Below are 26,081 nucleotides of genomic sequence, written 5' to 3' on the forward strand. Positions count from 1 at the left end.
GCAGACAGATGCGCGACGGCAAACGGCTTTGCGCCATCTGCAGCTTTCGCGCCCCATCGGGACACCCCGCCCAAGGACGAATACTGGTGCTTTCGGCAGGTCTCCTGGCTCATCCGCGGGCGCTTTAAGGCGTCCGATCTGGCCTTCCCGGCACCTCAGGCGCCAGTGACTGCTGTGATCGGACCACGCCGCTGACAGTTGCGGGGGCAGCGCCGGGCTTTCACCGGCTTCCCTCTTCGCCTCAAATTTTAACTAGATGTTGAAATCCGAGGAACCGTAGCCACAAGATAATGTTAACCGTAGCCGTTATGGTCAAGGAGTATATTTGTTCTAACTAAAAAGAATATTCTTGACGCCACTTTTCCGCTGTGCGGTGCGCCGGGCACGCCAGATGCCCGCTTCGCTTTCCATAAGCGGCAGTGCAAGATCATATAATGACAGCGTGATGTTGCTAATCATACTTCTCACGCGTCAGGTTTAACGTCTGGAATTTATGAGGCCCATTCATAGGAGTTTGCCGGATACATAGGCTAATCGCATGATCAGTCGTGCTCTATATTTATGGAAGTTTATGCGGCGGTACATTGAACTGAATAAGCATAAGGAATTGTGGCATGGCAGAACATAACGACACAGAAAAAAGCGCCAATCTTACGGATGCTAACGCTCCGTCATCCGTGGAAACGTCTCGGCGTAAGATTTTAAAAGAGACAGCAGCAGGCTTGCTGGTTGGTGGGCTTGCATCCATGTTGCCGCAAGTATCGCACGCACAAACCACCCCAAAGCCCGCAAAGACGCTGATTGTTTATTTTTCCCGTACCGGGAACACCCGTGTGGTGGCGCAGCATATTCATGGGCTGGTAGGTGGAGACATCGTCGAGATTCGCACCGTAAACAGTTATCCTGCAGACTACCGCGAAACCACCGAGGTGGCGAAAGAGGAACAACGGACGAATGCTCGCCCCAAACTGGCGAGTGACGTTGCAAACACTGGTCCGTACAGCACCGTGTTCATCGGTTATCCCAATTGGTGGGGAACTTTGCCGATGGCGTTGTTTACCTTCATGGATCACCACGATTTGTCCGGTAAGACCATTTTGCCGTTTTGTACCCACGAAGGCAGTCGTCTCGGTCGCGGACCAGATGACATCCGCGCACGGTATCCCAAAGCGAAGATCCTCGATGGCCTAGCGCTGCGCGGCGGATCTGGTGGTTATGCACGCAGTGCGGATGCCGGTCTTGAAATTGATGCATGGGTGCGCGGGTTTAAACTCGCTACAACGCGATAGTATGCGTGCAAGACTGTCTCTCGATCTTTGTCTTGTTGCACTATTGTTGTTTGCGTTTGCATATCAACTTACTGGCAATCTAGTTCATGAAGCCATTGGTACGGCTTTTGTTGCGTTTGCATTAGTTCACAACCTTATTTCGCGACGCTGGTATGCATCTATCAGAAAGGGGGCAATGCCCCCGCGTCGCGTTTTTACGACAACGCTTAATCTGCTGCTGCTGGCTACTTCGCTTCTGCTCATCGCCAGCGGGCTGGCGAATTCGCACGACCTTTTTCCATATTTGCATGTTAAAGTGGCAATATTAGATCGTCACGTCCATGCCATGGCTGCGTATTGGGTGCTAATCCTGGCATCATTGCATCTGGGACTTAATTGGCGAATGGTGACAGCAACGATCTGCAAGACCTTTAGGATTCCTCCGCTTGGTCGCCTCAGTCGTTTAGTTCTGTGTTCTGTGGCGTTTTTGTTTATCGTCTTTGGTGTTTATGCCTTTTTTGAGCGAGACATTCCCTACAAACTTTTGGGATTGTTTAGTTTTGATTATTGGGATTTTGATCGTGACACCTTTGGGTATTTCATACGCTATGTCGCGATTATCAGTGTTGGTGTCTTTGCTGCCTATCAGGTTTCAAAAAGGTTGCGTAGATAGGGGGGCAAAAAAGTTGCTATGGCGTACCCCCCCTTTTTTCCGGATGAAATATTTTATGTTTCGGGTGCTTCAGATTGATGTTGTAATCACATATGAGAAACACATCATCGTGCAGGAGTTTATTCCGCTAGTTTGTGTCTCACGACGTTGTTGTTGCCACGCTATCTGTTTGAATAAATTGGCGCATACGCCTGAATGATGCTTTTTTAAAATTGTACCGCCCTCTATCGCTCTTCAGCATGGGCCTGACGCATGATCTGGATGCCGCCCCACAGCCCCAGACCGCCCATGATGGCCGCGACGATGGCATCGGGCCAGCCGGTGCCGGTGCCGAATACGCCCAGCGCGGCCAGCATCACGGCCAGATTGCCGATGGCGTCGTTGCGCGAGCAGATCCAGACCGAGCGCCGGTTGGCATCGCCACGGCGGAAGCGATAGAGCATCACGGCTACACCGCCATTGGCGACAAGGGCCGCCAGACCAACGCCGCCCATAACCCCCGCCTGCGGTATGGTTGCGTGGAACAGATGCCACAGTGTGCTGGCCAGTACCCACAGCGCAAAGATCAGCATGGTGGCACCCTTGACCATTGCGGCGCGTGATCGCCATTTCAGTGCCATCCCCGCCACGCCCAGGCTGAGGGCGTAATTGACCGCATCGCCGAAAAAGTCGAGTGCATCGGCCTGCAGCGCACTCGATCCAGCCGCTATGCCAGCGATGATTTCGGCCAGAAAGAAACCGCCATTAACGATAAGCGCAATCCACAGCACCCGCTGCCACTGCGCGTTGTGTGCGGGCTGTGGTGTGGTGCATTCGTGACAACAGGCCATGTTTTTCCTCGACAAAACGCAACAGGACAGCCTATTTAAACCCTGTAGTCACTACAGGGTCAACCGGCATGGGTGAAACATTTCGTATCGGCGATCTGGCGCGTGTCACCGGCACCAAAGTCGAGACCATCCGTTATTATGAAAAGATGGATCTGCTGCCCGCACCGTTGCGCAGTGCCGGCAATTATCGGGTCTATGATCAAAGCCATCTGGATCGTTTAAGTTTTATCCGTCGTGGCCGTGACCTTGGTTTCTCGCTTGATGAGGTGCGGGCCTTGCTGGCGCTTGCCGATGACCGCAAGCGATCCTGTTCCGATGTCGATCAGATTGCCCGTGCCCATCTGGCCGAAGTGGAACGCAAACTGGCCGACTTAAACACGCTGCGCCACGAACTGAAGCAAATTATCAGTCAGTGCGGACATGGCACCATTGCCGAATGCCGGATTATTGAAGCGCTGGCCCCGGTGCGAAAATAATACTGTTATCGCTGTGTGCATCCATACACTCTGCAAAGGCTGATCAGCCCTTATAACGCAGTGCGTTGAGCAGCAGGCTGAACGCAGGCGTGGGCTGGCGGCGGCTTGGATAGTACAGATAATAACCATCGAACGGCTCGCACCACGCATTCAATATGCGTACCAGCGAACCATCGGCCAGTTGTTTTTTGACATGATCCTCAAGCAGAAACGCGATGCCATGCCCGGCAACCGCGGCATCCACAATCAGGTCGCCATCGTTGAGCACAAGTTGGCCTTCGGTTTTGACCTTAACTTCGCGGCCCGCTTTTTCAAACTCCCACGCATAAATGCCACCTGCACTGGGAAGGCGGTAATTGATGCAGGCGTGCTGCGCCAGCTCGTCCGGTGTTTTGGGTGTTCCGCGTTTAGAAAAGTAGGAAGGTGCCCCCACGGCGGCCATGCGCAGCTTCGGCCCGATGGGGGCGGCGATCATGTCCTTTTGCAAACTCTCCCCAAGGCGTACCCCCGCATCAAAACGTTCGTTGACGATATCGGTCAGGCCATGGTCAATATTCAGTTCGATCGATATGTCCGGGTATTCTGCTGCCAGCCGGTCAATGACGGGCCAAAGTATGGTGGTGGCCGCATGCTTCGAGGTCGAGATGCGAACCGTACCTGCCGGGCGTTCGCGCAGCTCGGTAAGCGCGGCAAGTCTCTGATCAATCTCGTCAAGGGCGGGTCTGAGCGTTTTGATCAGCTGTTCCCCGGCTTCGGTCAATGCCACGCTGCGCGTTGTGCGGGTCAGCAGACGCAGCCCCAGTTTTGCCTCCAGCCGTCGTATCGAATGGCTGAGCGCAGATTGTGACAGGCCGAGCTGCGCGGCCGCCCGCGTGAAATTGCGTTCGTCCGCGACGGCAAGGAACAACGACAGACTGCCTAATTCTTCACGCCACATCACGCACCCCAATCTGATCATTCATGACAATATGTCATAAACCCAAGAGGATTTTCTAGTCTAATCAGAACAATGATTAAGGGCTACTTTAAACGCTGAAAATGCCTGCACTTGGTCTTGGCGTGGGTAAGCCAGGCCCAGCCCACAGGATACAGATCGCAGCTTTGGTGACAGGAGAGTGGAAATGACAGGTGAAAATAGCCGTGGTGTTGGCCGCCGCGGGTTCCTTGGTGCCGCCGGTGGCCTTGCCGCAGCTTCGCTGATGGGCGGTGCGGCCGAGGCAAAAGACGCAGGCCAGCCCGGTGCAATTACAGTCAGCTATCCGGTGGCCAATCTGCGCGGGCGGCGGAAGCTGGGGACACTCGAGGTTTCCAGCATCGGTATCGGCGTGCAGAATATGAGCCGCACATATCAGTCGACGATTCCCACCCGGTCAGAGATGTTGCACATCATCCGAACGGCTTATGAGCATGGCGTGACATTCTTTGATGCTGCCGAAGCCTATGGTCCGCTGGAGGTGGAACGCATTCTGGGCGAGGGCGTGGCGCCGTTCCGTGACAAGGTGGTGATTGCATCGAAATTCGGCTGGAATATTGATCCCGAAACGGGTGTTCGTGGGCCGGGGCTTGCCAGCCGGCCGGAACACATCAAGCGCGCCGTTGAATTTATGCTGAAGCGCCTGCGAACAGATCGGATTGATCTTTTATATCAGCACCGCGTCGATCCGCAGGTTCCGATCGAAGATGTTGCAGGTGCCATCAAAGATCTGAAGGCTGAAGGCAAGGTTCTGCACTGGGGCCTATCAGAAATGGGGCTCAACACGCTGCGCCGTGCCCATGCCGAGCTGTCGGTCAGTGCTGTACAGAGCGAATATTCGATGTTGTGGCGTGGGCCGGAAGATAAGGTTCTTGCGCTTTGCGAGGAGCTTGGCATTGGTTTCGTGCCCTGGAGCCCGCTGGGCGTTGGCTTCCTGACCGGGGCTGTTGATGAACAGACGCATTTTGGCGATTTGCTCGGGATGGAAACCCGGTTCGCGCCGGAAAATGTGCCACATAATCTGGCCTATGTCGCATTGCTCCGGAAGTGGGCGCAACGCAAACACGCGACGCTGGCACAGATTGCCCTGGCGTGGCTGATGGCGCAAAAGCCGTGGATCGTGCCGATACCCGGTTCAACCCAAATGGCCCATATGCTGGAAAATATCGGCGCTGATGCGGTGCAGTTTACACCGGCTGAGATCACGGAACTCAACCAGTCCGTTGCCGCTATCCAGACCAAGGGGGCGCGTTTGCCTGACATGATACTGGCATTTTCGGGCGTCGAGGCCCCACCGCGAAACTGATGATTGTGTGCGTACTGATATAAAATTGTGTGCGTACCGATATAAAAAGGCGGGGACTGGCCCCGCCTTTTGCATTTGTTTGTGTGCGGATCTTAGAACGCCTGACGCAGCACCAGACGGATGTCGCGGCCCGGCATCATGATGGTATCCTTGTTGAAGGAGGCGGCGTTGCGCTGCACATCATCGGTCATGTTGTGGCCGGAAAGGGCGATTTCAAAACCCGGATTATTGTCGAGCGGGTGGACCGAGATGTGGAAGCTGAGGTCAACATAGCCCGGCGTCGCCGTATCATAGTCGCCAAAGTCATGCTGAGCCCCAGCGTACAGGGCAACAATACCAGCCTCGAAATTATCCTGATGCCAGGTCAGGCCGCCGCCGACATGATAGGGCGGAATGCGCGGGACATTATCACCGCCCGACAGTGTGGCGCGGACATAATCGGCCTGCATTTCCGCCATCAGCTTGCCCGCACCGGTTTGCAGCAGCGGGTAAGAGGTTTTGATTTCGCCACCCCAGAAATGTGCGCCGGTCTGGGTATAGTTCAGTTCGCGCAAATCCCCCCCGCTGCCGCCGCAAACGCCCGCATCATCGCAGGTACGCCCGGTCAGCGCGCCATAGATGTAGTTATCGAACCAGCTGCTCCACAGGCTGGCATCGATAGTCAGATCGTCGCTGCGCACACGGGCGGTACCTTCCAGCGAATTGGCGCGCTCGATCTTCAAGCTGGGATCACCGGTTTCATAGGTCTGCGGGCCGTCATGGCCACCACGGGCGAACAGCTCGGTTTGCGCCGGGGCCCGGCCCGAGGTCGAGGCGGTCAGCCCCAGTGTAAGCCAGTCATTGGCGTCGTACATCAGGCTGAGCGCACCGCTGACTGGGGTGAAATCGCGTGTGGTATAGGCGCCGGATGCCGGGGTGCCGGTGATGTGGACGTTCTCTAAACGGCCACCCAGCTGTAGTTTCAGCGCATCGGTAATCGGCGCTTCGGTGAACAGGAAGCCCGCTGCCGATGTGGTGTTGGTGGGGTAAAGGTAGCTGCTGTCCTCGCCAACGGCGGAATATTCGCGGTGCTGGACCTGAAAGCCAACTGCTGACGACGACAGGGGGCCGATTTCGCCAATCATCTGCTCGCCGCGCATTTCGAACTCGCGGTTCTTGAAGGTGGTGTTGACCGAGCCGTCGGGGTTCTTTTCCTCGTGCGAGTAATTGCCGTACCCGCCGTCCAGGGTCAGCGCCCCCAGCGTATCGGTGCCCCAGTCAATCTGGGTACGTTCCAGCACTTTGGTCTGGCGCATCAGGATATAGGTATCGTCGCTGGGGATGCCGTATTTGGCATCATACTGAACAATCGCCACGCCGGTATGGCTGTTATCGCCATAGAAATAACTGGTGCCGAGCGAAAGTCCGCTGCCGACGAAAAATGAATTGGCCTCGGTGCCTTTGGGCGTGTCATAATTTCCGGCATTGCGGTAATAGCCGTCGGCATGGATGGCCCAGTCGCCGACGCGCGCATCGGTCATCGCCGACACCTGCCCCATGTTGGAATTGGAGCCATAGGTGCCGGAAACCTCGCCGCTGATATCCTCGTCGGGCAGAACGGTCGGCACGCGGTTGTTGATGGCATTGACCACGCCGCCAATGGCCTGACTGCCATAGCGCAAGGTGGCTGCGCCACGCACCACCTCGATGCTCTGGGCCGACAAGGGATCAATTGGCACGCCATGGTCGGGGCCGACATCGGAAACGTCGAAGCTGCCGATACCGTCCTCGGTCATGCGCACACGGGTGGAATCCATCCCGCGAATGATCGGGCGGCTGGCTCCGGCGGCAAAGCCCGAACCGGTCACGCCCGGGACTTCGGCCAGTGCATCGGCAAGCCCGATACCACCGCTTTCGAGAATTTGATCGCGATTGACTTTGCCAGCGATAATGGCCGAGGCATCGGCATCCGACGAAAGTGGTGAGGCCGTCACCACCACGGTTTCAACCGGGGTGCTATCGGTATTCTGATCAGCCATGGCGTAGGATGTGACGGTGAAGACCAGCGTCGAAACCGACGCGGCACGTAATAATAGAGCGCGAGACATAGGATAAACTCCGCATACACAGGAACGTTTGCCACGCTGAAAACAGCGGGCGCGATAGAATGAAAACGTTCAGGCGTGCGGTGGGGCGCGGCCCTGCCAGGTATGGGTTATCGCCCGTGCAAAAATGCGCGGCACTTCGGCCAGTGGTACCAGCGTAAAGCTGACCGTAGTGGCCAGTGTTGCCGCAAAGGCTGGCAGGATGTAGGCCCCGCTGTGGGCCGCTTCCTGACAGAGCGGGCACTGATCGGCATCGAGTGGCGCTTTGCTGCTGGCCGGGCTGGTGACGATTTGCGTCGCTGCTGTTGCGGCCCGGGCAAAGCCCAGATTATGGATATGGGTTTGGATCAGGTATGTCTGTGTGCTGAAGAAAACCAGCGTCAACAGTGCGATCAGGGCACGCAGGCGCGGCAAGCCCTGCGCCATCAGCGCATGCATACCTAAATGCCTGTTAAACTGCCTGTTCACGCATCACCCCATAAACATGCCCAACTCTATGGCACTACACTATGCTGCTGGCAATGGCGAGATTGTGGCGAGCCACGTTTCATATGGTAAATTATTCTTCAGGGTAAAATATTTGTGTTCGGCACCGATGTCATAATTTTTTTATGGAAATGTCGTACTTGAACCGCGGGCGGATGTTGTCCGCCCACGGTTCCAGATTTTATGGCCTGCGACATTCAAAGTTATTGGGGGCGTTGGTGTCACCGGTCCCGCGATAATGTGCTTCCTCAGGGAAGGGGCAGAGTGGCCGTTTGCGACCGGGAAAGGATGCGCCTTCGGCGATAATCCGGGCCGGTGCAGTTCCCTTTTCAACCCACATTTCTAACGCGCTTAAGGGATCAAAATTGTCCAGTGCCGGGCCGCCCCCGCAATGGGTCATACCCGGAACAATGAACAGTCGTGCCCATTGGCGCAACGCGGCATCGCCACCATTATCGCTGGTCAGCTTCAGCCAGTACGCCCGTAAATCATTGGCAGAAAAGACCGGATCGCTGTTGCCATGGATGACCAGCAGCTTGCCGCCATGGGCCTGAAAACTCGACAGCATGGTGCTGGTGGCATCGTTGATAACCGCGGTTTGTGCGGTCTGATCGACGATGGTGTCAAAGTTGATGGCCGCAGTATCCAGCTTAGGATCGGGAGGCGTGACAAAATAATTCCGCATCGAATTAACGCCAAGCGTTGCATTCAGGGCGTTGGGCTGGCCGTTTTTTGATGTGCCAAGCTTCCACATTCGCCACGGATCGGATGCAACGCCGCTGTCATAAGGCCATGTCGAATATATCGCGTTCCCCTTGGAATCATGCGCACCATCAAAGACAGCTTTTAATGCCACAATCTGCGCATCGCTCAGACAGCTTGTTGTTTTTTCTTTCGGGCATTTCAGGACCACCGGATCAAAATGGCATTGGCTCATGGCATCGATGGAGCCATCCTTCAGGCCGTCTTTATCATCGCAGGCGTCAAGGATCGCCTTTTGCAGCAGCGTCATATCGGCCGGGGTGAGGGCTTCGGCCAGAATGGGGTTGCCGTCAGCATCTTTGGGGGCTGCCCGGTTGAAAGCAGCAACATCCCAGGCCTGTGCAATTGATGCACGGCTAAGGTGAAAGCCAGGATTGCAGGCTAGCACGCCATCAAAATCATTGGGAAAACGTTGCGCCGCCATCAGGGCTTCGCGGCCACCATTGGAACAACCCATAAAATAGCGTTTTTCGGCGGTGCGATGGTAATAGGCCTTTATCAGTGCGGCACCGGCATCACTGACCGTGCCAATCGCGGTGAAGGCGTAATCGAGTCTGGCCTGCTGGTCAGCACCGAAGTCGGCATCGTTGTTATTTTTCCCCTGATGGCCGGAATCGGTTGCGATCACGGCATAACCGCGCGCCAGCGCTGGGGCTGCGGTGGAGCCATGGATCGGCATGGCCCCAATGGCCGGACTTACAATGCCGTCCATGCCGCCGCCACCCTGATACAACGCGCGTCTGTTCCACCCATCAGGCAGACGCATCTGAATGCGGATGGCGTAAGGTTTCCCCCCGGCCCCGACACGTGGATGCAATGCAGCTTCAACCAGGCAGTGGGCTGGAAATGTTGCAGTGGTCTGAGCGGCCCCGGTCAGTGCCGCCCCTTTTTGCGCACCATCGAGGGTATCACCCGCTTTGACCCATTGTGCCTTGGTGATTTGCCCATCAAGGATCTTGCCTTTAAGCTCCTGGCAACTCGCAGGCGAGGCTGCCGCCGGTATTGCCAGCAGGGTAATGCCGGTCAGCAGAGAAATCAGCCGGATTGTGATGCTCATAACATTTTGCTCCATACCGAAACCGTGTGCCGCTGCCAGTTGTGCCCGGATGCGCATTTTTTGCATTGACCCGGATCAATCCGAAAGCTGGCTTTAAAGCAAAACTGTACTGTTAAGACGCAAAATGAATAAACGCAGTTTTATCGGCATACGCATCAGATTTTTTGATTAGTTTTGATGAAGCGGGGGCAAAAAAATCCCCGCCTCTGGATCCAAAGGCGGGGATGACTTTCGGGCGTTTCCTGATCGGGATTACTGCGCCGGGACGGGGTCTTTGACCTCTTCTTCCGCCGGGGCAATGGCCAGCTGCCTGAGCTGGCGGAACTTACGGTCGATATTGTGTTTGGCCAGTGTCACCAGTTCCTGATAGCGCACCGGATCATGGTTGGCGGTAATCTTGAAGCGGGTTTCCGCGGCCATGAATTCTTCCAGCGGCAGGGTAGGCTCGTCGGAGTCGAGCTCCAGCGGGGCCTGACCGGCTTCCAGCTTGCGTGGGTCATAGCGATAAAGCGGCCAGTACCCCGACAACACCGCCGCCTTCTGACGGTTGAGGCCGCCCGCCATGTCCACGCCATGGGCGATGCAGTGGGCATAGGCGATGACCAGCGATACGCCGTTGTAGGAAGCGGCTTCCTGCAGTGCCAGTCCGGTCTGGGCGTCCTTGGCCCCGATCGAGCAGGTGGCGACATAGACATCGCCATAGGCCATGGCGATGGCCGCCAGATCCTTCTTGGCGCGCGCCTTACCTGCGGTGGCAAACTTGGCGGTGGCCCCCAGCGGCGTCGATTTCGACTGCTGCCCGCCGGTGTTGGAATACACCTCGGTATCAAGCACCAGAATGTTGACGTTGCGGCCAGAGGCCAGCACATGGTCAAGCCCGCCATAACCGATATCATAGGCCCAGCCGTCGCCGCCGATGATCCAGACCTGCTTTTCGACCAGATAATCGACCAGCTCGAACAGCCGTTTGGCGGTCGCATCGTTGCGCGGGGCCAAAATCTGTTTGAGATCGTCGATCCGCTTGCGTTGGTCGCGGATACCGGAATCGCTGGTCTGATCGGCGGTGATGATGTCCTGCACCAGCGCATCCGGCACATCGGGCTGGCTGGCCAGCAGCATCAGGGCATCTTCCTTGTGATGGTCGAGGCCCATACGCATACCCAGGCCGAATTCGGCGTTGTCTTCAAACAGCGAATTGGCCCAGGCCGGACCACGGCCATCTTTGCCCGTGGTGTAGGGGGTGGTCGGCAGATTGCCGCCGAAGATCGACGAGCAGCCGGTGGCATTGGCAATCATCAGACGATCACCGAACAACTGGGTCAGCGTTTTGATATAGGGCGTCTCACCGCAGCCGGTGCAGGCACCGGAAAATTCGATCAGCGGCTTGATGAACTGTGTCGCCCGCATGTTGAGGCGCATATCGGCGCGCTCGATATCCGGCAATGCCAGGAAGGCGTCGAAATTGACCTTCTCGGTTTCGAGCACCGGGTCTTTTTCAACCATTATCAGGGCGTCTTCGCGCGGGCAGGCCTTCACGCACAGGGTGCAGCCGGTGCAATCTTCCGGCGCGACCTGTAGCAGATAGCTGAACTTGCCCTTGAAGCCCGGGCCCTTGTAGGGCATGTGCTTAAGGCTTTCGGGTGCCCCTGCCAGCGCGTCGTCCGGCACCACCTTGGGCCGCAGGGCTGAATGCGGGCAGACCACGGCGCATTTGTTACATTCGATACACTGCTCCGGATTCCATTGCGGAATATCGTCGGCAATGTTGCGCTTTTCGAATTTGGTGGTGCCCAGCGGCCAGGTGCCATCGACCGGCAACATGCTGACCGGCAGGGCGTCGCCCTGACTGGCCATCATCGGGGCAATCACCTTGCGCACGAATTCGGGGGCGCTATCGGGCACCACCGGCGGCAAGGGCGTGCCATCGATATAGTTGGGGACCTTGACTTCGGCCAGATGGGCCAGTGTCGCATCCACCGCAGCGAAGTTCTTTTCGACGATCTTCTGGCTCTTGCGGCCATAGGTCTTTTGAATGGCCTTTTTGATCGAGGCGATGGCTTCGTCCTTGGGCAGCACATCGGCCAGGGCAAAGAAGCAGGTCTGCATAATGGTGTTGATGCGTGTGCCCATACCATTGTCGCGGGCCACGGTACCGGCATCAATAACGTAAACTTTCAGGGCCTTTGCAACAATGGCTTCCTGCACTTGTTTGGGCAGATGACTCCACACTTCATCGGCCGGATAGGACGCGTTGAGCAGCAGCGTGGCGCCATGGGCGGCGTATTTCAGCACATCAATGCGGCTGAGGAAGACGAAGTGATGGCAGGCGACAAACTGGGCTTCTTCAATCAGGAAGCTCGACTGGATCGGCCGCGGGCTGAACCGCAAATGCGACACCGTTACCGCGCCGGACTTTTTCGAGTCATAGACGAAATAGCCCTGAGCATAGAGATTGGTGTGGTTGGCAATAATCTTGATCGAGTTCTTATTGGCACCCACCGTGCCATCGGCCCCAAGACCAAAGAATACCGCGCGATGCACATCGGATTCATCGGTGCGGAAGCTGGCATCGACATCCAGCGACAGACCGGTGACATCATCGTTGATGCCAACGGTGAAGCGGCGCTTGGGTGCCAGCTTGGCCAGTTCGTCGAACACGGCCTTGACCATCGCCGGGGTGAATTCCTTGGAGGCGAGGCCATAACGCCCGCCGATCACCTTGGGGGCAAAGCTGGCATCGAACTGACCGGCATCGCGGGCTTCGGCCAGCGCGGTCACAACATCCTGGAACAAGGGTTCGCCGACCGAGCCGGGTTCCTTGCAACGGTCGAGCACCGCAATGGCCTTGACCGTCTTGGGCAGGGCGGCAGCGAACGCCTTTATCGCGAAGGGGCGGAACAGGCGCACTTTGAGCACACCGGTCTTGGCACCCTTGGCATTAAGATGGGCGGCGGTCATATCGGCGGTTTCACCGCCGGAACCAATGATGACAATAACGCGGTCCGCATCGGGGGCGCCGACATAATCAAACAGCTTGTACTGACGCCCGCTGATCTTGGCGAAGCGATCCATTTCAGCCTGCACGATTTCAGGCAGATTGTCATAGAATCCGTTACGGGCTTCAACCGACTGGAAGAAGGTATCAGGATTTTGTGCGGTGCCGCGTACCTTGGGCCGGTCCGGTGTCAGGGCGCGCTGACGAACATCAACAATGTCGCCTTCGTCGATCATGGCGCGCAGGTCGTCATCCGACAGCGGCACAATCTTGGAAACTTCATGCGAGGTGCGGAAACCATCGAAGAAATGCATGAAGGGAACACGGGATTTCAGGCTGGCGGTCTGGGCCACGGCAGCCAGATCCTGAGCCTGTTGCCCCGAACCAGACGCCAGCATGGCAAAACCGGTCTGGCGCGTGGCCATGACATCGGAATGGTCACCGAAAATCGACAGGGCGTGGCTGGCCAGCGTGCGCGCCGTCACATGCATGACGAACGGTGTCAGTTCCCCGGCGATTTTATACATGTTGGGGATCATCAGCAGCAGCCCCTGCGACGCCGTGAAGGTCGTCGCCAGTGCCCCGGCCTGCAGTGCGCCGTGCACCGCACCGGCGGCGCCACCTTCAGACTGCATCTCGGCCACGTTGAGCACGCTGCCCCAGAGATTTTTGCGGCCTTCAGAAGCCCACTGATCGGCCAGTTCACCCATGGTCGAAGACGGCGTAATGGGGTAGATCACCGCCAGTTCGTTCATGCGATAGGCAACCGAGGCGCAGGCCTCGTTACCATCGACCGTTATCATTTCCTGTCCCGTCATGACGCCGTTCCTTCAATTTTCCGTAACTGCTAATGTCGTAACCACTATTTTTAAGTGCACGTTTCTTATTTGCGTGCTTCCGGTCTGAGTGCGGACAGGGCGACAAAACCCTGTTTACCGCGCTGAAAAACCGGAAAAACCTTTTCCGCGAGTGCCGACGAACCAACAAAATCGGTATAGGCGCGGCTTAGCATCGCGCGATATTGCTCCTTGCGTTGTGTCGCAGATAACCGATCAAGCCCCTCGATTCCAGCAAGATATACGTTGAATCGTTTGAGGATGTGGAGGCGGTTAACAGCCACTATATTCGGATCAAAGCGGATGTCGAGAAATTTCAGGAAATCCTCGGCACTGCTTAATCCAGCAAGGTCCTGGGTTATTTCATTCATTGGCGTGTTGCTCCGTAGGCGGCGAGCCTTGCGTCCCCATGGGGGCCCCCATGGGGTACACAGTCGGTATAGAAGCGGATCAAATCCTCGTCCTCAGGTGGGGTTTTGTGGTCGTCAACAAAATCGCGCACCATGGTCAGGATCCTGCGGATCCCGGTTTCGTCCACCACTAACCCAAGCCGGTGATAGGCATGCACCAGGGCCGTGGCACCGGAATGTTTACCGATAATCAGGCGGTGTTCCCGGCCCAGTTCGGCCGGATCAATGTTCTGGTAGTTGCGCTTGTCACGTAACAGGCCATGGACATGGATGCCTGATTCATGGGTGAAAATGCCGTCGCCGACAATGCTTTTACCAACCGGGATCGGTCGGTGCGAAGCCTGAGCCACCAGCTGTGACACTTTGGCAAGCTGGCGCGGGTCGACATTGGTCTGGCGTCCATAAAGATGCTTCAGCGCCATGACCACTTCTTCCAGTGGGGCATTGCCCGCCCGTTCGCCAAGCCCGTTCACGGTGGTGCTGACATGGCTGGCACCGCCCAGAACCGCAGCCAGCGAGTTGGCAGTGGCCAGACCAAGATCGTCATGGGCGTGGATTTCAATTTCACAACTCAAGTTTGCGCTAAGGCTTTTAATCAGATCATTGGTGGCAAAGGGGTCGAGTACGCCCAGCGTGTCGGCAAAGCGGAATCGACGTGCCCCGGCTTTTTCCGCCACTTTGGCCGCAGAAAGTAAAAAGGCCGGATCGGCGCGTGAGGCATCCTCGCCCCCGACCGAAACGGTCAGACCGGCGGCACGGGCTTGTCGCACCATATGATCGATCTGGTTCAGGGCCCAGGCGCGATCCCGTTCCAGCTTATGGGCCAGTTGCTGATCGGACACCGGAATCGACAGATTGACCCAGGTTGCGCCGCAGGTGAGCGCCGCCGCCAGATCATCCGGATGCATCCGGCACCAGGTGATCACCTTTGCCTTTAGCCCCAAGGCCAGCACAGCGCGGATATCGTTTTGCTCGGCCGGCCCCATAGCGGGAATACCAACTTCGATTTCGTCTACCCCCGCCGCATCAAGCGCCCGGGCGATCGCCAGTTTTTCCTCGCGTCGGAACGCCACGCCAGCGGTTTGTTCGCCATCGCGCAAGGTGGTGTCGGTTATGGCGATCCGTGGCTGCATCAGACGGCTGCCCTCATGCGACGGATGGAGACAATGGCGGATTTCGGTACCACCCGTAAGGATGGGCGGCCCACAGCATCAATTAACTTCTTGCGGACCCCGGCCAGCGTGACCGACGACAGCGCACAGCCGACGCAGGAACCCTTCATGTCGACCACAACGATATCGCCATCGATTTCAACCAGTTCGATATCGCCACCATCGCGTTGCAGATGGGGACGTAATTCCTCCAGTGCTTTGGTAACCTGCTCGGCCAGAGAAGGGGCTGTCAGAGAGGGGGCATTTGCCGGCGTTTCCAGCAGGGTTGCCGTGATACCTGCCGCATTGGCCGGTACGGCATCATAGGTCTCGATAACGCTTTGATCGGTCATTGCCATCCTCCACTGGCGGCATCATCGCCGCAACTGCCGCCTGAGCAGCTACACAGCCCCTGGGCGTTGGGATTGTCGAAAACAAATCCGGCCTCGGGTAAATCGTTCCGAAAATCGATGGTGGTGCCTTCCAGAAGGCGCATGCTGTCGCTATCGACCAGCAGCGTGACGCCATTCAGCATCAGAATATCGTCGCCTTCCTGCGTCGCGCTATCAAGAAACATATCATAGCGGATCCCGGCGCAGCCCCCGCTTGCCACGGCAATACGTAAACCAACAATATCGGGACCTGCTTCGGCGATAACGCCGCGAATGGCCTCGGTTGCCGTTTGCGTCACTTCCAGCACGTTTGTACCTCGCTGTTAGCAATCACACAGTCAGCTCTACGCAAGGGACATGCCAACAGCGGCGAAGCCTACGTGGCAGGACAACGCGTGGGTTTTGCGCCGGAACGCCATGCCGGAAACGACAAACCCGACATGCAGGATGTCGGGTTTGTCGCAATGCAAACGATGGCGGGTTTGTTCGGTAATACTCTTATGCGGCCGCGCCATGGGTCTGGCAGTTTTTCGAACAGACCCGGGCACAGGCACCGCAGCCGATGCAGTCATCCGCATGAGCAATGGTCATGACAAAGCGTTCGGCTTCGCCTTCTTCTTCGGTGACTTCGCCATCCTCGTCGAGCGCCTGCATGGCCAGAACGTCACGGCCACAAACCTTAAAGCAGCGGCCGCAGCCCAGGCAGGTTTCGCCGTTAATGGCCAGAAGGTAAACCGGTTCCCAGGGGGCGCCGCCGCGGGTAAAGCTGGGATGATCAGACATGACACTTCCTTCCTTGTCAGTGATTGTTCGCTGTCGGTAATTCTTCGTTGTCTGTAATTTCCGGAACCGGTAATTACATTTTTGGGTTATACGTCGGCCAGGGCAGGGTAGCGCCCAATCCAGTCCAAAGCCTCGGCAACAAGCGCATCGCCGGCCTGAGCCAGTGTCTCCTGGCTGGCAAAGCCGAAGCGGTGAATGTCACGCAGGACTTTGTTGATCACCACCAGCCGCCCACAAGTCAGCACCATGCGACCGAAGCCTTCCGGCGTTATCTGCATGATCGGTGCGGCGACTTTACCGCAGCGCTGTTCGACACTGAGCCCGATGGCACTGTAAAATTGTTCGACCCGGTCCAGCGTATCGGGATCGGGGTCGCCGATAATGGGGATCAACTTAGCCTTTTCCTTATCGATCAGAAAAGGTTCGAGCAATTCGGCATCATTCTTGCCATCCCACACGCCATAGCTATCGCGGGCCCGGATCTGGGCAATCAACATTTTCACGAATGGCTGGCTACGTGTCTCTGCTTCAGTGAGCGCCATGGCACTTTAATCCTCGACAAAATCCAACTGATTTTCCGGCTTTGGTGCCAGCAGCTTGCGCAGCCAGGGTGGCGGCGAACCGCGCAACATGCCCTGAACCCGCGCAATAACTGAGGCAATGGATTCCGGCGCGGGTAGCTTGATCGGATAGATCCGGTTATTGACCACCCGCGCCGCCGCCCCGCCGCCAATGGCGCAGACAAACAGCATGACGGTACCGGTCAGGGCCTGAACCTTGGCTTCGATACGGTCCTCGTTCTCGTCGGCATGGCCGCCATCTTCGTCGCAAAGCTCGTCAAAGGCGATGGCCTCGAGCAGGCGGTGTTTTTCAAGTCCGATTTCATAGATCATCAAAACCGGGGCACTGCCGAAATGGGCATCGACCCGGTGCATATCGGTGGTGGCAAAGGCAATCTTAAGCCCGCCTGCGATGGCACCTTCGCTGGTACCGTCATTGGCGCTGTTGTCTGCCGCCGGGTCAATGAGCTGCAATCGCCGCATGGGAACCTCCTGGCGCGGTGTGGGGTTGGTGTTCGGATTCCGCATTGGAATCTTGTGCGATAAATTGGTTGGCAATGTCGAAGATCTGATTGCGGGTGCCGCGATAGCCCACCGACAGCCGGTGGGCAGCACCCAGCCGGTCAAACAGCGGCATGCCCACGGCGATCAGGGGGATGCCCATGCGGGCAGCAGTGCGGCGGGCTTGTGAATTGGAAATCAACAGATCACTGCCGACCCCGTTACATTCAACATCATCAAGATCGCCGATGATGACATGATCGGCAGGAATGTTATCGAGAATGGGCGATGTGGTGGTGGTCACCGCACAGGAAATTTTTGCCCCCATTTCATTGAGAAACTGGCTGTAGGCAAAAAGCAGATCCGGCTCGGCCGCGATCGCCACCTTCTTGCCGCCAAAATAAAAATGCCCGTCAAGCATGGCGTCCAGCAACTGACTGCGGCGGCGGCGTATCCGCGATGGCACCGGTCTGCCTGCCAGCCGTGACAGTGTGGCGACGAATTCATCGCAAGGTAACAGACCGGTCAGGCGCGGGAACAGATAAGACGGGATGTGACACCGGGTTTCCAGCAGATTAGCCGCTTCGCGCACCTGTTCACCAATCGCCAGCGTGGCGATCGAGGCCCCCATGCGACGAATTTCCTCGACCCGGGTGCCGCCATTGGTGGTGCCGGTGAAGTCGTCGGTGAGATGGCCGTCGAGCGAGCCGGAAATGTCGGGCAGCACCAGCGGCTCCAGCCCAAAGGCGGCAACACATTCGCGGATGTCTTCGATATCAGCGGCGGTCAGGTGGCTGCCAGCCAGAATATTGATCTGGCGGGAATGGTGTTTGGTGCTGGGGGTAACCAGCTTCTTAACGATGGCGGTCAGCGCATCGGACCAGCCATCCTGAAACGCGCCTTTATAATCCGGCGTGGCGGCATGGATCAGCGCGGTATCGGCTAGTTCGGGGTGACGGCTTTGAATGCGTTTGAGATCGCCGTCGATATCCTCGCCACGGGTTTCGATCAGGCCGTTGGAACAGATGCCGATAACTTTTGGATGGCTGCGTTCGGCGATATTGAGAATGGCCTGTTCAAGATTATCGCCACCGCCTAAAATGGTGCTGACTTCGCTCATCGCCGTGGTTTGAAACGGGATGGATTCACGAAAATGTTTGACCAGCAGCACCAGGCCAAAGGCGGTACAGCCCTGCGCCCCGTGGATCACCGGAACCGAACCGTCCAGCCCCAGAAAGGCCATGATACCGCCCAGCGGTCGGCTCAGTTTGAGTGGGTTGACGGTGCACGCTTTGCGTGGCGGTGCGGCATTGTCCATCTTACGTCTCCCACGGTGCCTTGGTGCGAATTTGCGCCCAGATCGGATTGCCAATGGCGCGGTCGATATTTTCGATCAGCGTGACCGCGCCATCATAGCCGGCATAGGGGTGATGACGTTCCTGGTTGATATCCAGCCAGGGCAGCTTGGCTTTTAAGGCGATGAACTGTGTCCGCCCACCCGAAAGCAGAATGTCGGCCTGACCTTCTTTCAGCATGCGAAACATTTCGCGCTGCGGAATGGTGCCATAGAGGGGGCTTGCCTCGCCAAGAATGGCGCGGGCGCGAACTTTATCGTCTTCTGTCGCTTTACGCATGGAGGACCCGATGACAACCATCCCAGCTTCCTGCAAGGCTGATGCCACCGACCAGGTTTTGACCCCGCCGGTGTAGAGCAGCACCCGTTTACCTGCGACCCGCTCACGAAAAGGGGCGAGGCGGGCATAGGCTTTGGCTTCTTCTTCGGCGATAACGGCCTCGGCCCGGTCAATCAGCGCAGGGTCTGCGCCGCGTTCGACCAGCATGTGAGCGATGCGGCGCAGCGCCATACTGGTTTCGCCAATGCCATAGAACGATCCCTCGAAATAGGGGATATCCCAGCGTTCCTGCATCTTGCGGGCAAGATTCATCAGGGCCTGACTGCACACCATCATGTTGACACGGGCGCGGTGGGCCTTGGTAATATCGTGATAGCGGGCGTCGCCGGTGATCGAAGCGCGCACACGGATGCCGATGCGATCAAACAGCGGCTTAATCTGATTATATTCCCCGGCGACATTATATTCGCCGATCAGATTGATGTCGGTGGGGCCGATATCGTCCGGCTCTTCCGTACCGATAACATATTCGAGCAGGGTTTCCCCGGCCAGCTTAGTGCCGAGGTTTTTCTTGCCGACAAAGCCGGGGGCGACCACCGGTATAACCGGTTTGTTCAGGCGCTCACGCGCGACCTTACAGACTTTGACAATATCATCGCCGATAATGGCGGTAACACAGGTCTGATAGACAAAAATCGCCGGCGGGTCGAACCGCTCAGCGATTTCTTTAATGGCATGATAGAGTTTTTTCTCACCACCATAGACAATGTCGAGTTCGCCAACATCGGTGGTAAATCCGGTGCGGTAGGTTTGCGGGCCGGAGGAATGAACATTGCGGCTGTCCCAGCTGTTGCCTTCGCAGGGGATGGGGCCGTGAACAAGGTGGGCGGCATCGGTGATTGGTTGCAGAACAATCTTGGCACCGTCAAAAGCACAGCCACCGGCGGTGGCACCGGGCTTTAACTGCCCGGCACAACCCGCTTTGCGGAGTTTATCGCTTTTCGACTGGTTTTTATCGCAGTCCGGTTCATTAAAAAGCGCTTGTAGCTGTTCTTTACGCATGCCGCCCCATTTCGTAGTTTAACGCACCAGATCGAAGGAAATACCTGCCTCCATCGTGTCGGCGTCGAGCTTGTCGAGGATCTTGTCAAGAATGGTGACCAGAACCCTTAAGCCCCCCTGGTACCCCCAGGTCGGAAAGCGATGGTGGTGATGGCGGTCAAAAATTGGGAAGGTCAGGCGGATCAGCGGAATGCCTAAGTCCTTCTCGAAATATTTGCCATAAGAACTACCGATGACAAAATCGGATGGCTCAGTGGCAAGTAACGAACGCATCGCCCACAGATCCTTGCCGGCCCAGACCTGCCCCTTGGCACCATACGGGCTGGTCTTCAGAAGCTCGGTCATTTCCGCCGCCCATTCCTTAGACCCGTTGGTCGCCAGAAGATGGATCGGCTCCCCCCCCAGTTCCATGATGAAGCGCGCCATGCCGTAGACAAAATCGGGATCGCCGAAGATCGAATAGGTCTTGCCATGCAGCCAGTTCGAGGAGTCTGCCATAGCATCGATCAGACGACCACGTTCTTTTTCCAGGCTTTCCGGAATTGGCTTGCCGGAAATCTCCGACAGTTTCATCAGGAAATCATCCGTGGCCCCGACACCCATCGGATAATGGAACGATGCGGTTTTCTGACCCTTTTCCTTGGCAAATTCCAACGTGTTACCCGAGCAGTATTTCTGCATCGCAATGGTGGCTTTGGCGTTGATCGAGGCTTTGACGGCCGAAATCGGCGTACCACCGTTGAACATATTGTAATGGCCATCGGTCGGCGAGTCGAAGAAGTCTGACGCATCCGAAATGATGGTTGTTTCCAGACCAAATTCATTCAGCATCCGCTTGAGTTCGCGGTTATTGCCGACACAGAAACCGTCAAAGCCCGGAATGATATTGATGCTCTCGTTCTCGGTACGCTCGGCCCCTTCCCAGAACAGCTTGAGCATACCCTTGACCATGGCGTCATAGCCGGTGACATGGCTGCCGACGAAGGACGGGGTATGGGCCTGTGCAACCGGGAAATCGGCCGGAATGCTACCCTTTTCACGGGCGTTCTGAATGAAGGCGGTCAGGTCATCACCGATGACTTCGGCAATGCAGGTGGTCGAGATGGCGATAACGTCTGGCTTATAGACCGTGTAGGCGTTGGATAGCCCCTCGATCAAATTGTTCATGCCGCCGAAAACTGCCGCATCTTCCGTCATCGAGGTCGAGACGGCCGGGCAGGGTTCCTTGAAGTGGCGGGCCAGATGCGACCGGAAATAGGCGGTGCAGCCCTGTGAACCATGGTTGAAAGCCAGGGTCTTTTCAAAGCCGACGGAGGCGAACATCGCCCCCAGCGGCTGGCAGGCCTTGGCCGGATTGACGGTCAGAACTTGACGGGCGAGATTCTTTTCACGGTATTCCCATGAATTGATGTATTCGGCCTGTTTTTCAATTTCTTCAGGGCTATGCGGACACTCAAACTCTTTCTTCTTCTCGAACAGTTCAAGATATTCGGGATTTTTGAAAAGCCGCGAGTGGTCTTTAATGTCATCAGCAGTTTGCATGGTCGGGCTCCTTTACGCAGATTTTTTCCACGGTGCTTTGGTCATCTTCCACACCGGGTTATTGACGGCCAGATCCATGTCATGGGCAAATACGGCGAAGCCATCATAGCCGTGATAGGGGCCGGAATAGTCCCAGGAATGTAGCTGGCGGAAGGGATAACCCAGCTTCTGTGTACCGTATTTTTCTTTGATGCCCGAGCAGATCAGATCGGGATTTAAGCCTTGTGCAAAGCGCTCAAGCTCGTATTCCGAGGCATCGTCATACACCAGCGTGCCATCTTTGATGTAATGGGTGGTACGCTGATAGTCATCGGCATGGGCAAATTCATACCCGGTGGCCGTGACTTCCATGCCAAGGTCGCCGTAAGCATCGGAAACGTGACGCGGGCGCAGGCCGCCGACATAGAGCATGACCTTTTTGCCTTCAAGCCGTGGCTTGTACTTGGCAACCACCGCATCGACCATCGGCTGATACTTAGCGATAACGCGTTCTGCCCCTTCTTTGATCTTGTCATCAAACTTCTCGGCAATGGCGCGCAAGCTTTCGGCAATCCGCGTCGGGCCAAAGAAGTTGAATTCGAGCCATGGCACCTGATATTTTTCTTCAAGGTGGCGGCAGATATAGTTCATCGAACGGTAGCAGTGGATCAGTGCCAGTTTGGCTTTGGTACCGTTCTCGATTTCCGCGACCGAGGCATCACCCGACCATTGGCCGATGACGCGCAGGCCCATTTCTTCAATCAGCATGCGGCTGGCCCAGCCATCGCCACCAATATTGTAATCGCCAACCAGCAGCACATCATAGGGGCTGGGCTCGAAAGTCGCTTCCTTTTTGGCCGAAGGATCGACCATATAGTCACGCATCACGTCGTTGGCGACATGGTGACCGAGTGATTGCGATACACCACGGAAACCTTCGCAACGCACCGGCGCGATTACTTTACCGATTTCTTTACTTTTGCGCTTTGATACCATCTCAATGTCGTCACCGATGAGACCGACCGGACATTCGCTCATCACCGAGATGCCGCGATTAAGCGGGAATATGGTCTCGATCTCGTCGATCACCTTATCCAGCTTTTTGTCACCACCGAAGACGATGTCTTTTTCCTGAAAGTCAGAAGTGACCTGCATCACCACCCAACTGTTCACCCCCATGATGCCGTTGGCATAATTACGCCGCTGGCCCCAGGAATACTGGCCACAGCCCACCGGGCCATGGCTGACATGCACCATGTCTTTAATCGGTCCCCATACCACGCCCTTCGCACCGGCATAAGCGCAGCCGCGAACCGTCATCACGCCAGGAACCGACTTGATGTTGGATTTGACACCGCAATCGGAGTTGCCTTCGTCATAGACGTTGATGTGTTTACCGCGTTTCTTTGCGGTTTTTTCGGGATATTCGGCGAGGACATCGGCGACCAGCTTGCGGCGTTCCGCTTTTGCTTCTGCGTCCATAATCTAAACTCCTGCTTTTACGTTCAGGTCATTTTCGGTAAGGGCCGGATATGGGAACCGACCAGACTATATTTACGCAGCCGGTGCGGCCGCTTTGGCCTTACCAACAATGGTTTCGTCTTCGGGCTTGAGAATGCCGAATTCCATCAGCATATCTTCCAGCTCTTCCATGGTGATTGGCGTCGGGATGGTACCCTTGCCGCCATTTTCATGGATCTTGCGGGCAAGCTGGCGATATTCTTCTGCCTGCTGACATTCCGGATCATATTCCAGCACCGTCATGCGACGCAGTTCGGCATGCTGCACGATATTGTCGCGCGGCACGAAATGGATCAGCTTGCTGTTGAGCTTCTTGGCAAGCGCTTCGGCCAGATCGAGCTCTTTGTCGGTCATACGCGAGTTGCAGATCAGCCCGCCCAGACGCACGCCGCCGGTCGAGGCATATTTCAGAATGCCGCGCGAAATGTTGTTGGCGGCATAGAGCGCCATCATCTCGCCCGACATAACGATGTAAATTTCCTGCGCCTTGTTTTCACGGATCGGCATGGCGAACCCGCCGCACACCACGTCGCCCAGCACGTCATAGGAGACATAGTCAACGCCTTCATAGGCGCCGTTTTCTTCGAGGAAGTTGATCGAGGTGATAACGCCCCGGCCTGCGCAACCGACGCCCGGTTCCGGCCCGCCAGATTCCACGCATTTGATATCCCGGTACCCAACCTTGAGCACATCCTCAAGCTCAAGGTCTTCGACGCTGCCGGCTTCGGCCGCCAGCGACAACACGCTGTTCTGTGCCTTGGCATGCAGGATAAGACGGGTGGAGTCGGCCTTGGGGTCGCAACCGACAATAAGAATTTTTTGGCCCATTTCGGCCAATGCGGCCAAGGTGTTCTGGCTGGTGGTCGACTTGCCAATGCCACCCTTGCCATAAAAAGCGATCTGTCGCAGCGCTGCCATCGTAAAGCTCCTTATTGATTACGCGAAGGTCGTGGATGAGCCTTTCGGCCCGCCTGCCCCCAATGCTGCAACGAGCGTGCCAGAGTGCCCCGGATGCAAAAATGTACCGATTACGGCCATTGCTGACATTCTTCACCGTGTTGCGGCTATTTTCTCTGTTGTGAAACAGACAAGGGCTGACATCTCTGTGCGGTTGGGCACATGTCGGAAACTTGCCCTCGGTCTGCGCTATGTCCGGGCTTTGTCGTTATTGCGACAGCCTTCGGTGGTCAAAGCCGCGCCAAAATGCCGTGTATAGCGCTTTGCCGCAGTTGGCATGGTGCGTGCAGCAGTGTTGCCGCAGCGCGTTTTGAAGCGCGGGCATGGTGCGTACAGCATTTAAGTTGAGGTGCAACATGGTTCAGCAGATTGTCGCCTTGTCCCATATCGGTCGGAATGCCGGGGCGCGCAAAACCGATCAAAGTAGTTGCAATGCCGCCGGTGGCGCCTCAGTTTGCGGCATGCACGCCAGTGAAGGCGATGTGCCGGCAGCGATCTGGGACAAGATTAAGGACCATCCCTGTTATAGCGAGGATGCGCACCATTATTTTGCCCGTATGCATGTGGCGGTGGCCCCGGCCTGTAATATTCAGTGTCATTACTGCAATCGTAAATATGACTGCTCGAACGAAAGTCGCCCCGGTGTGGTCAGCGAAAAGCTGACGCCTGAGGAGGCGCTGCGTAAAGTTATGGCGGTGGCGGCTTCGGTGCCGCAGCTTTCAGTGCTGGGTATTGCCGGGCCGGGGGATGCGCTGGCCAATGCCGAAAATACCTTCCGCACGTTTGAGCTGGTATCTAAGGCTTTGCCGCATTTAAAGCTTTGCCTGTCGACCAACGGTTTGATGCTGCCCGATTATGTCGACAAGATCGCCGATTATAATGTCGATCATGTCACCATCACGATTAATATGGTCGATCCCGAAATTGGTGCAAAAATCTATCCGTGGATTTTCTACAACCATAAGCGCTGGACCGGTCTGGATGCCGCGAAGATTCTGCACGAGCGCCAGATGATGGGGCTGGAGGCACTGACCGCCAAAGGCATTCTGGTCAAAGTGAATTCGGTTCTGATCCCCGGAATTAATGATACGCATTTGCAGGACGTGAATGCGGCGGTGCGGGCCCGTGGTGCCTTTCTACATAATATCATGCCACTGATTTCCGATCCGGCCCATGGCACCCATTTTGGCCTGACTGGTCAGCGTGGCCCCAGTGCGGGCGAGCTTAAAGCGTTGCAGGATACTCTGGGCAGCAGCGGTAAGCTGATGCGCCATTGCCGCCAGTGCCGCGCCGATGCGGTCGGTTTGCTTGGCGAAGATCGTGGTGACGAGTTTACCATGGACAAGCTGGGCGAGGTTCCGGCGTTTGATCCGGCGCAGCGCGATGCTTATCTGGCGGTGGTGGAGAACGAGCGGGCCGATCGTTCCGCCGCCAAGGAAAAAGCCGAAGGGGCCTTAAGTCTGGCGCTGAATGCAGATACCGCGCTTGTTGCGGTGGCGACCAAGGGCGGTGGGCGGATCAACCAGCATTTTGGCCACGCGCTGGAATTTCAGATTTACGAAGTTGATGGTAATGGTGCACGCTTTTCCGGTACGCGCCGGGTTGATGCCTATTGCCGCGACGGGATGGGCGAAAGCGATGCGCTGGCCGCGACGATTGCCGCATTAAAAGACGTTGGTGCGGTACTTTGCGCCAAGATCGGCAGCCGTCCGCGTGAAACACTGGCCGAGGCTGGAATCGTGGTAAGCGATAGCTATGCCTTTGACTATATCGAATCCGCCGTTGTTGCCTGGTACCTGTCTCAGCGACAGGCCGGTGCAGCGGCGATTGCCTGAAGGCACAT

The 26,081-nt window shown here is 56.7% G+C and carries 23 protein-coding genes and 1 riboswitch; of the genes, 5 read left to right on the forward strand and 18 right to left on the reverse strand.

Annotated elements, in window-relative coordinates:
• Positions 1–77: 77 nt before the first annotated feature.
• Positions 78–294: riboswitch (cobalamin riboswitch) on the reverse strand.
• 320 nt (positions 295–614) lie between these two features.
• Together ACZ5RI_RS07930 and ACZ5RI_RS07935 are read left to right on the forward strand one after the other, a co-directional pair.
• Complete coding sequence (locus ACZ5RI_RS07930; RefSeq protein WP_464510686.1) at positions 615–1,289, forward strand: flavodoxin; 675 nt, start codon at positions 615–617, stop codon at positions 1,287–1,289.
• A 1-nt stretch (position 1,290) separates the two neighbouring features.
• Positions 1,291–1,941, forward strand: a complete 651-nt coding sequence (locus tag ACZ5RI_RS07935; RefSeq protein WP_464510688.1) for a hypothetical protein — start codon at positions 1,291–1,293, stop codon at positions 1,939–1,941.
• Between the two features lie 224 nt (positions 1,942–2,165).
• On the opposite strand, the gene ACZ5RI_RS07940 is transcribed toward ACZ5RI_RS07935, so the two are convergent.
• Complete coding sequence (locus ACZ5RI_RS07940; protein ID WP_464510690.1) at positions 2,166–2,771, reverse strand: cation efflux transmembrane domain-containing protein; 606 nt, start codon at positions 2,769–2,771, stop codon at positions 2,166–2,168.
• Between the two features lie 68 nt (positions 2,772–2,839).
• On the opposite strand from ACZ5RI_RS07940, the gene ACZ5RI_RS07945 reads away from it, so the two are divergent.
• Positions 2,840–3,247, forward strand: a complete 408-nt coding sequence (locus ACZ5RI_RS07945; RefSeq protein WP_464510694.1) for a MerR family transcriptional regulator — start codon at positions 2,840–2,842, stop codon at positions 3,245–3,247.
• Between the two features lie 43 nt (positions 3,248–3,290).
• Here ACZ5RI_RS07945 and ACZ5RI_RS07950 read toward each other — a convergent pair whose 3' ends face one another.
• Positions 3,291–4,184 carry a LysR family transcriptional regulator gene (locus tag ACZ5RI_RS07950; RefSeq protein WP_464510698.1) on the reverse strand — a complete coding sequence of 298 codons (894 nt, stop codon included), beginning with the start codon at positions 4,182–4,184 and terminating at the stop codon, positions 3,291–3,293.
• A gap of 184 nt (positions 4,185–4,368) precedes the next feature.
• On the opposite strand from ACZ5RI_RS07950, the gene ACZ5RI_RS07955 reads away from it, so the two are divergent.
• Positions 4,369–5,526 (forward strand): aldo/keto reductase, encoded by a 1,158-nt coding sequence (locus tag ACZ5RI_RS07955; RefSeq protein ID WP_464510701.1) that lies wholly within the window; start codon positions 4,369–4,371, stop codon positions 5,524–5,526.
• Between the two features lie 92 nt (positions 5,527–5,618).
• On the opposite strand, the gene ACZ5RI_RS07960 is transcribed toward ACZ5RI_RS07955, so the two are convergent.
• The 16 genes from ACZ5RI_RS07960 to nifH all read right to left on the reverse strand — a co-directional run bounded on the left by ACZ5RI_RS07960 (position 5,619) and on the right by nifH (position 24,199).
• Positions 5,619–7,613 carry a TonB-dependent receptor gene (locus ACZ5RI_RS07960; protein WP_464510705.1) on the reverse strand — a complete coding sequence of 665 codons (1,995 nt, stop codon included), beginning with the start codon at positions 7,611–7,613 and terminating at the stop codon, positions 5,619–5,621.
• Between the two features lie 69 nt (positions 7,614–7,682).
• Complete coding sequence (locus ACZ5RI_RS07965; RefSeq protein WP_464510709.1) at positions 7,683–8,048, reverse strand: hypothetical protein; 366 nt, start codon at positions 8,046–8,048, stop codon at positions 7,683–7,685.
• A 229-nt stretch (positions 8,049–8,277) separates the two neighbouring features.
• Entirely contained in the window at positions 8,278–9,915 is a 1,638-nt protein-coding gene (locus ACZ5RI_RS07970) for a tannase/feruloyl esterase family alpha/beta hydrolase (protein ID WP_464510712.1), read from the reverse strand.
• 252 nt (positions 9,916–10,167) lie between these two features.
• A complete protein-coding gene (gene nifJ, locus ACZ5RI_RS07975) occupies positions 10,168–13,728 on the reverse strand; it encodes a pyruvate:ferredoxin (flavodoxin) oxidoreductase (protein WP_464510715.1) in 3,561 nt (1,186 codons plus the stop codon).
• Positions 13,729–13,793: 65 nt separating this feature from the next.
• Positions 13,794–14,117 (reverse strand): nitrogenase-stabilizing/protective protein NifW, encoded by a 324-nt coding sequence (gene nifW, locus ACZ5RI_RS07980; RefSeq protein ID WP_464510718.1) that lies wholly within the window; start codon positions 14,115–14,117, stop codon positions 13,794–13,796.
• On the reverse strand, positions 14,114–15,289 hold the full coding sequence (nifV, locus tag ACZ5RI_RS07985; RefSeq protein WP_464510721.1) for a homocitrate synthase: 1,176 nt from the start codon (positions 15,287–15,289) through the stop codon (positions 14,114–14,116). Before nifV ends, nifW begins: the two co-directional genes overlap by 4 nt.
• A complete protein-coding gene (locus ACZ5RI_RS07990) occupies positions 15,289–15,660 on the reverse strand; it encodes a NifU family protein (protein ID WP_464510725.1) in 372 nt (123 codons plus the stop codon). Before ACZ5RI_RS07990 ends, nifV begins: the two co-directional genes overlap by 1 nt.
• Positions 15,657–15,998, reverse strand: a complete 342-nt coding sequence (locus tag ACZ5RI_RS07995) for a HesB/IscA family protein (RefSeq protein WP_464510729.1) — start codon at positions 15,996–15,998, stop codon at positions 15,657–15,659. The genes ACZ5RI_RS07990 and ACZ5RI_RS07995 overlap by 4 nt, the downstream gene beginning before the upstream one ends.
• Positions 15,999–16,197: 199 nt before the next feature.
• Positions 16,198–16,482 carry a ferredoxin III, nif-specific gene (fdxB, locus tag ACZ5RI_RS08000; protein ID WP_464510733.1) on the reverse strand — a complete coding sequence of 95 codons (285 nt, stop codon included), beginning with the start codon at positions 16,480–16,482 and terminating at the stop codon, positions 16,198–16,200.
• An 86-nt stretch (positions 16,483–16,568) separates the two neighbouring features.
• Positions 16,569–17,024 carry a NifX-associated nitrogen fixation protein gene (locus ACZ5RI_RS08005; protein WP_464510737.1) on the reverse strand — a complete coding sequence of 152 codons (456 nt, stop codon included), beginning with the start codon at positions 17,022–17,024 and terminating at the stop codon, positions 16,569–16,571.
• Between the two features lie 6 nt (positions 17,025–17,030).
• Positions 17,031–17,525, reverse strand: a complete 495-nt coding sequence (nifX, locus tag ACZ5RI_RS08010; protein WP_464510741.1) for a nitrogen fixation protein NifX — start codon at positions 17,523–17,525, stop codon at positions 17,031–17,033.
• A complete protein-coding gene (gene nifN, locus ACZ5RI_RS08015; protein WP_464510745.1) occupies positions 17,503–18,861 on the reverse strand; it encodes a nitrogenase iron-molybdenum cofactor biosynthesis protein NifN in 1,359 nt (452 codons plus the stop codon). Before nifN ends, nifX begins: the two co-directional genes overlap by 23 nt.
• Position 18,862: 1 nt before the next feature.
• Positions 18,863–20,239 carry a nitrogenase iron-molybdenum cofactor biosynthesis protein NifE gene (gene nifE / locus ACZ5RI_RS08020; protein WP_464510747.1) on the reverse strand — a complete coding sequence of 459 codons (1,377 nt, stop codon included), beginning with the start codon at positions 20,237–20,239 and terminating at the stop codon, positions 18,863–18,865.
• An 18-nt stretch (positions 20,240–20,257) separates the two neighbouring features.
• Positions 20,258–21,781, reverse strand: a complete 1,524-nt coding sequence (nifK, locus tag ACZ5RI_RS08025; protein ID WP_464510750.1) for a nitrogenase molybdenum-iron protein subunit beta — start codon at positions 21,779–21,781, stop codon at positions 20,258–20,260.
• Between the two features lie 12 nt (positions 21,782–21,793).
• Positions 21,794–23,242, reverse strand: a complete 1,449-nt coding sequence (gene nifD, locus ACZ5RI_RS08030) for a nitrogenase molybdenum-iron protein alpha chain (protein WP_464510753.1) — start codon at positions 23,240–23,242, stop codon at positions 21,794–21,796.
• A gap of 72 nt (positions 23,243–23,314) precedes the next feature.
• A complete protein-coding gene (nifH, locus tag ACZ5RI_RS08035; RefSeq protein ID WP_464510757.1) occupies positions 23,315–24,199 on the reverse strand; it encodes a nitrogenase iron protein in 885 nt (294 codons plus the stop codon).
• Between the two features lie 395 nt (positions 24,200–24,594).
• Here nifH and nifB point away from each other — a divergent pair, with 395 nt between their 5' ends.
• Entirely contained in the window at positions 24,595–26,073 is a 1,479-nt protein-coding gene (gene nifB / locus ACZ5RI_RS08040) for a nitrogenase cofactor biosynthesis protein NifB (RefSeq protein ID WP_464510759.1), read from the forward strand.
• Positions 26,074–26,081 lie beyond the last annotated feature (8 nt).

It is taken from the genome of Micropepsis pineolensis (assembly GCF_055392125.1).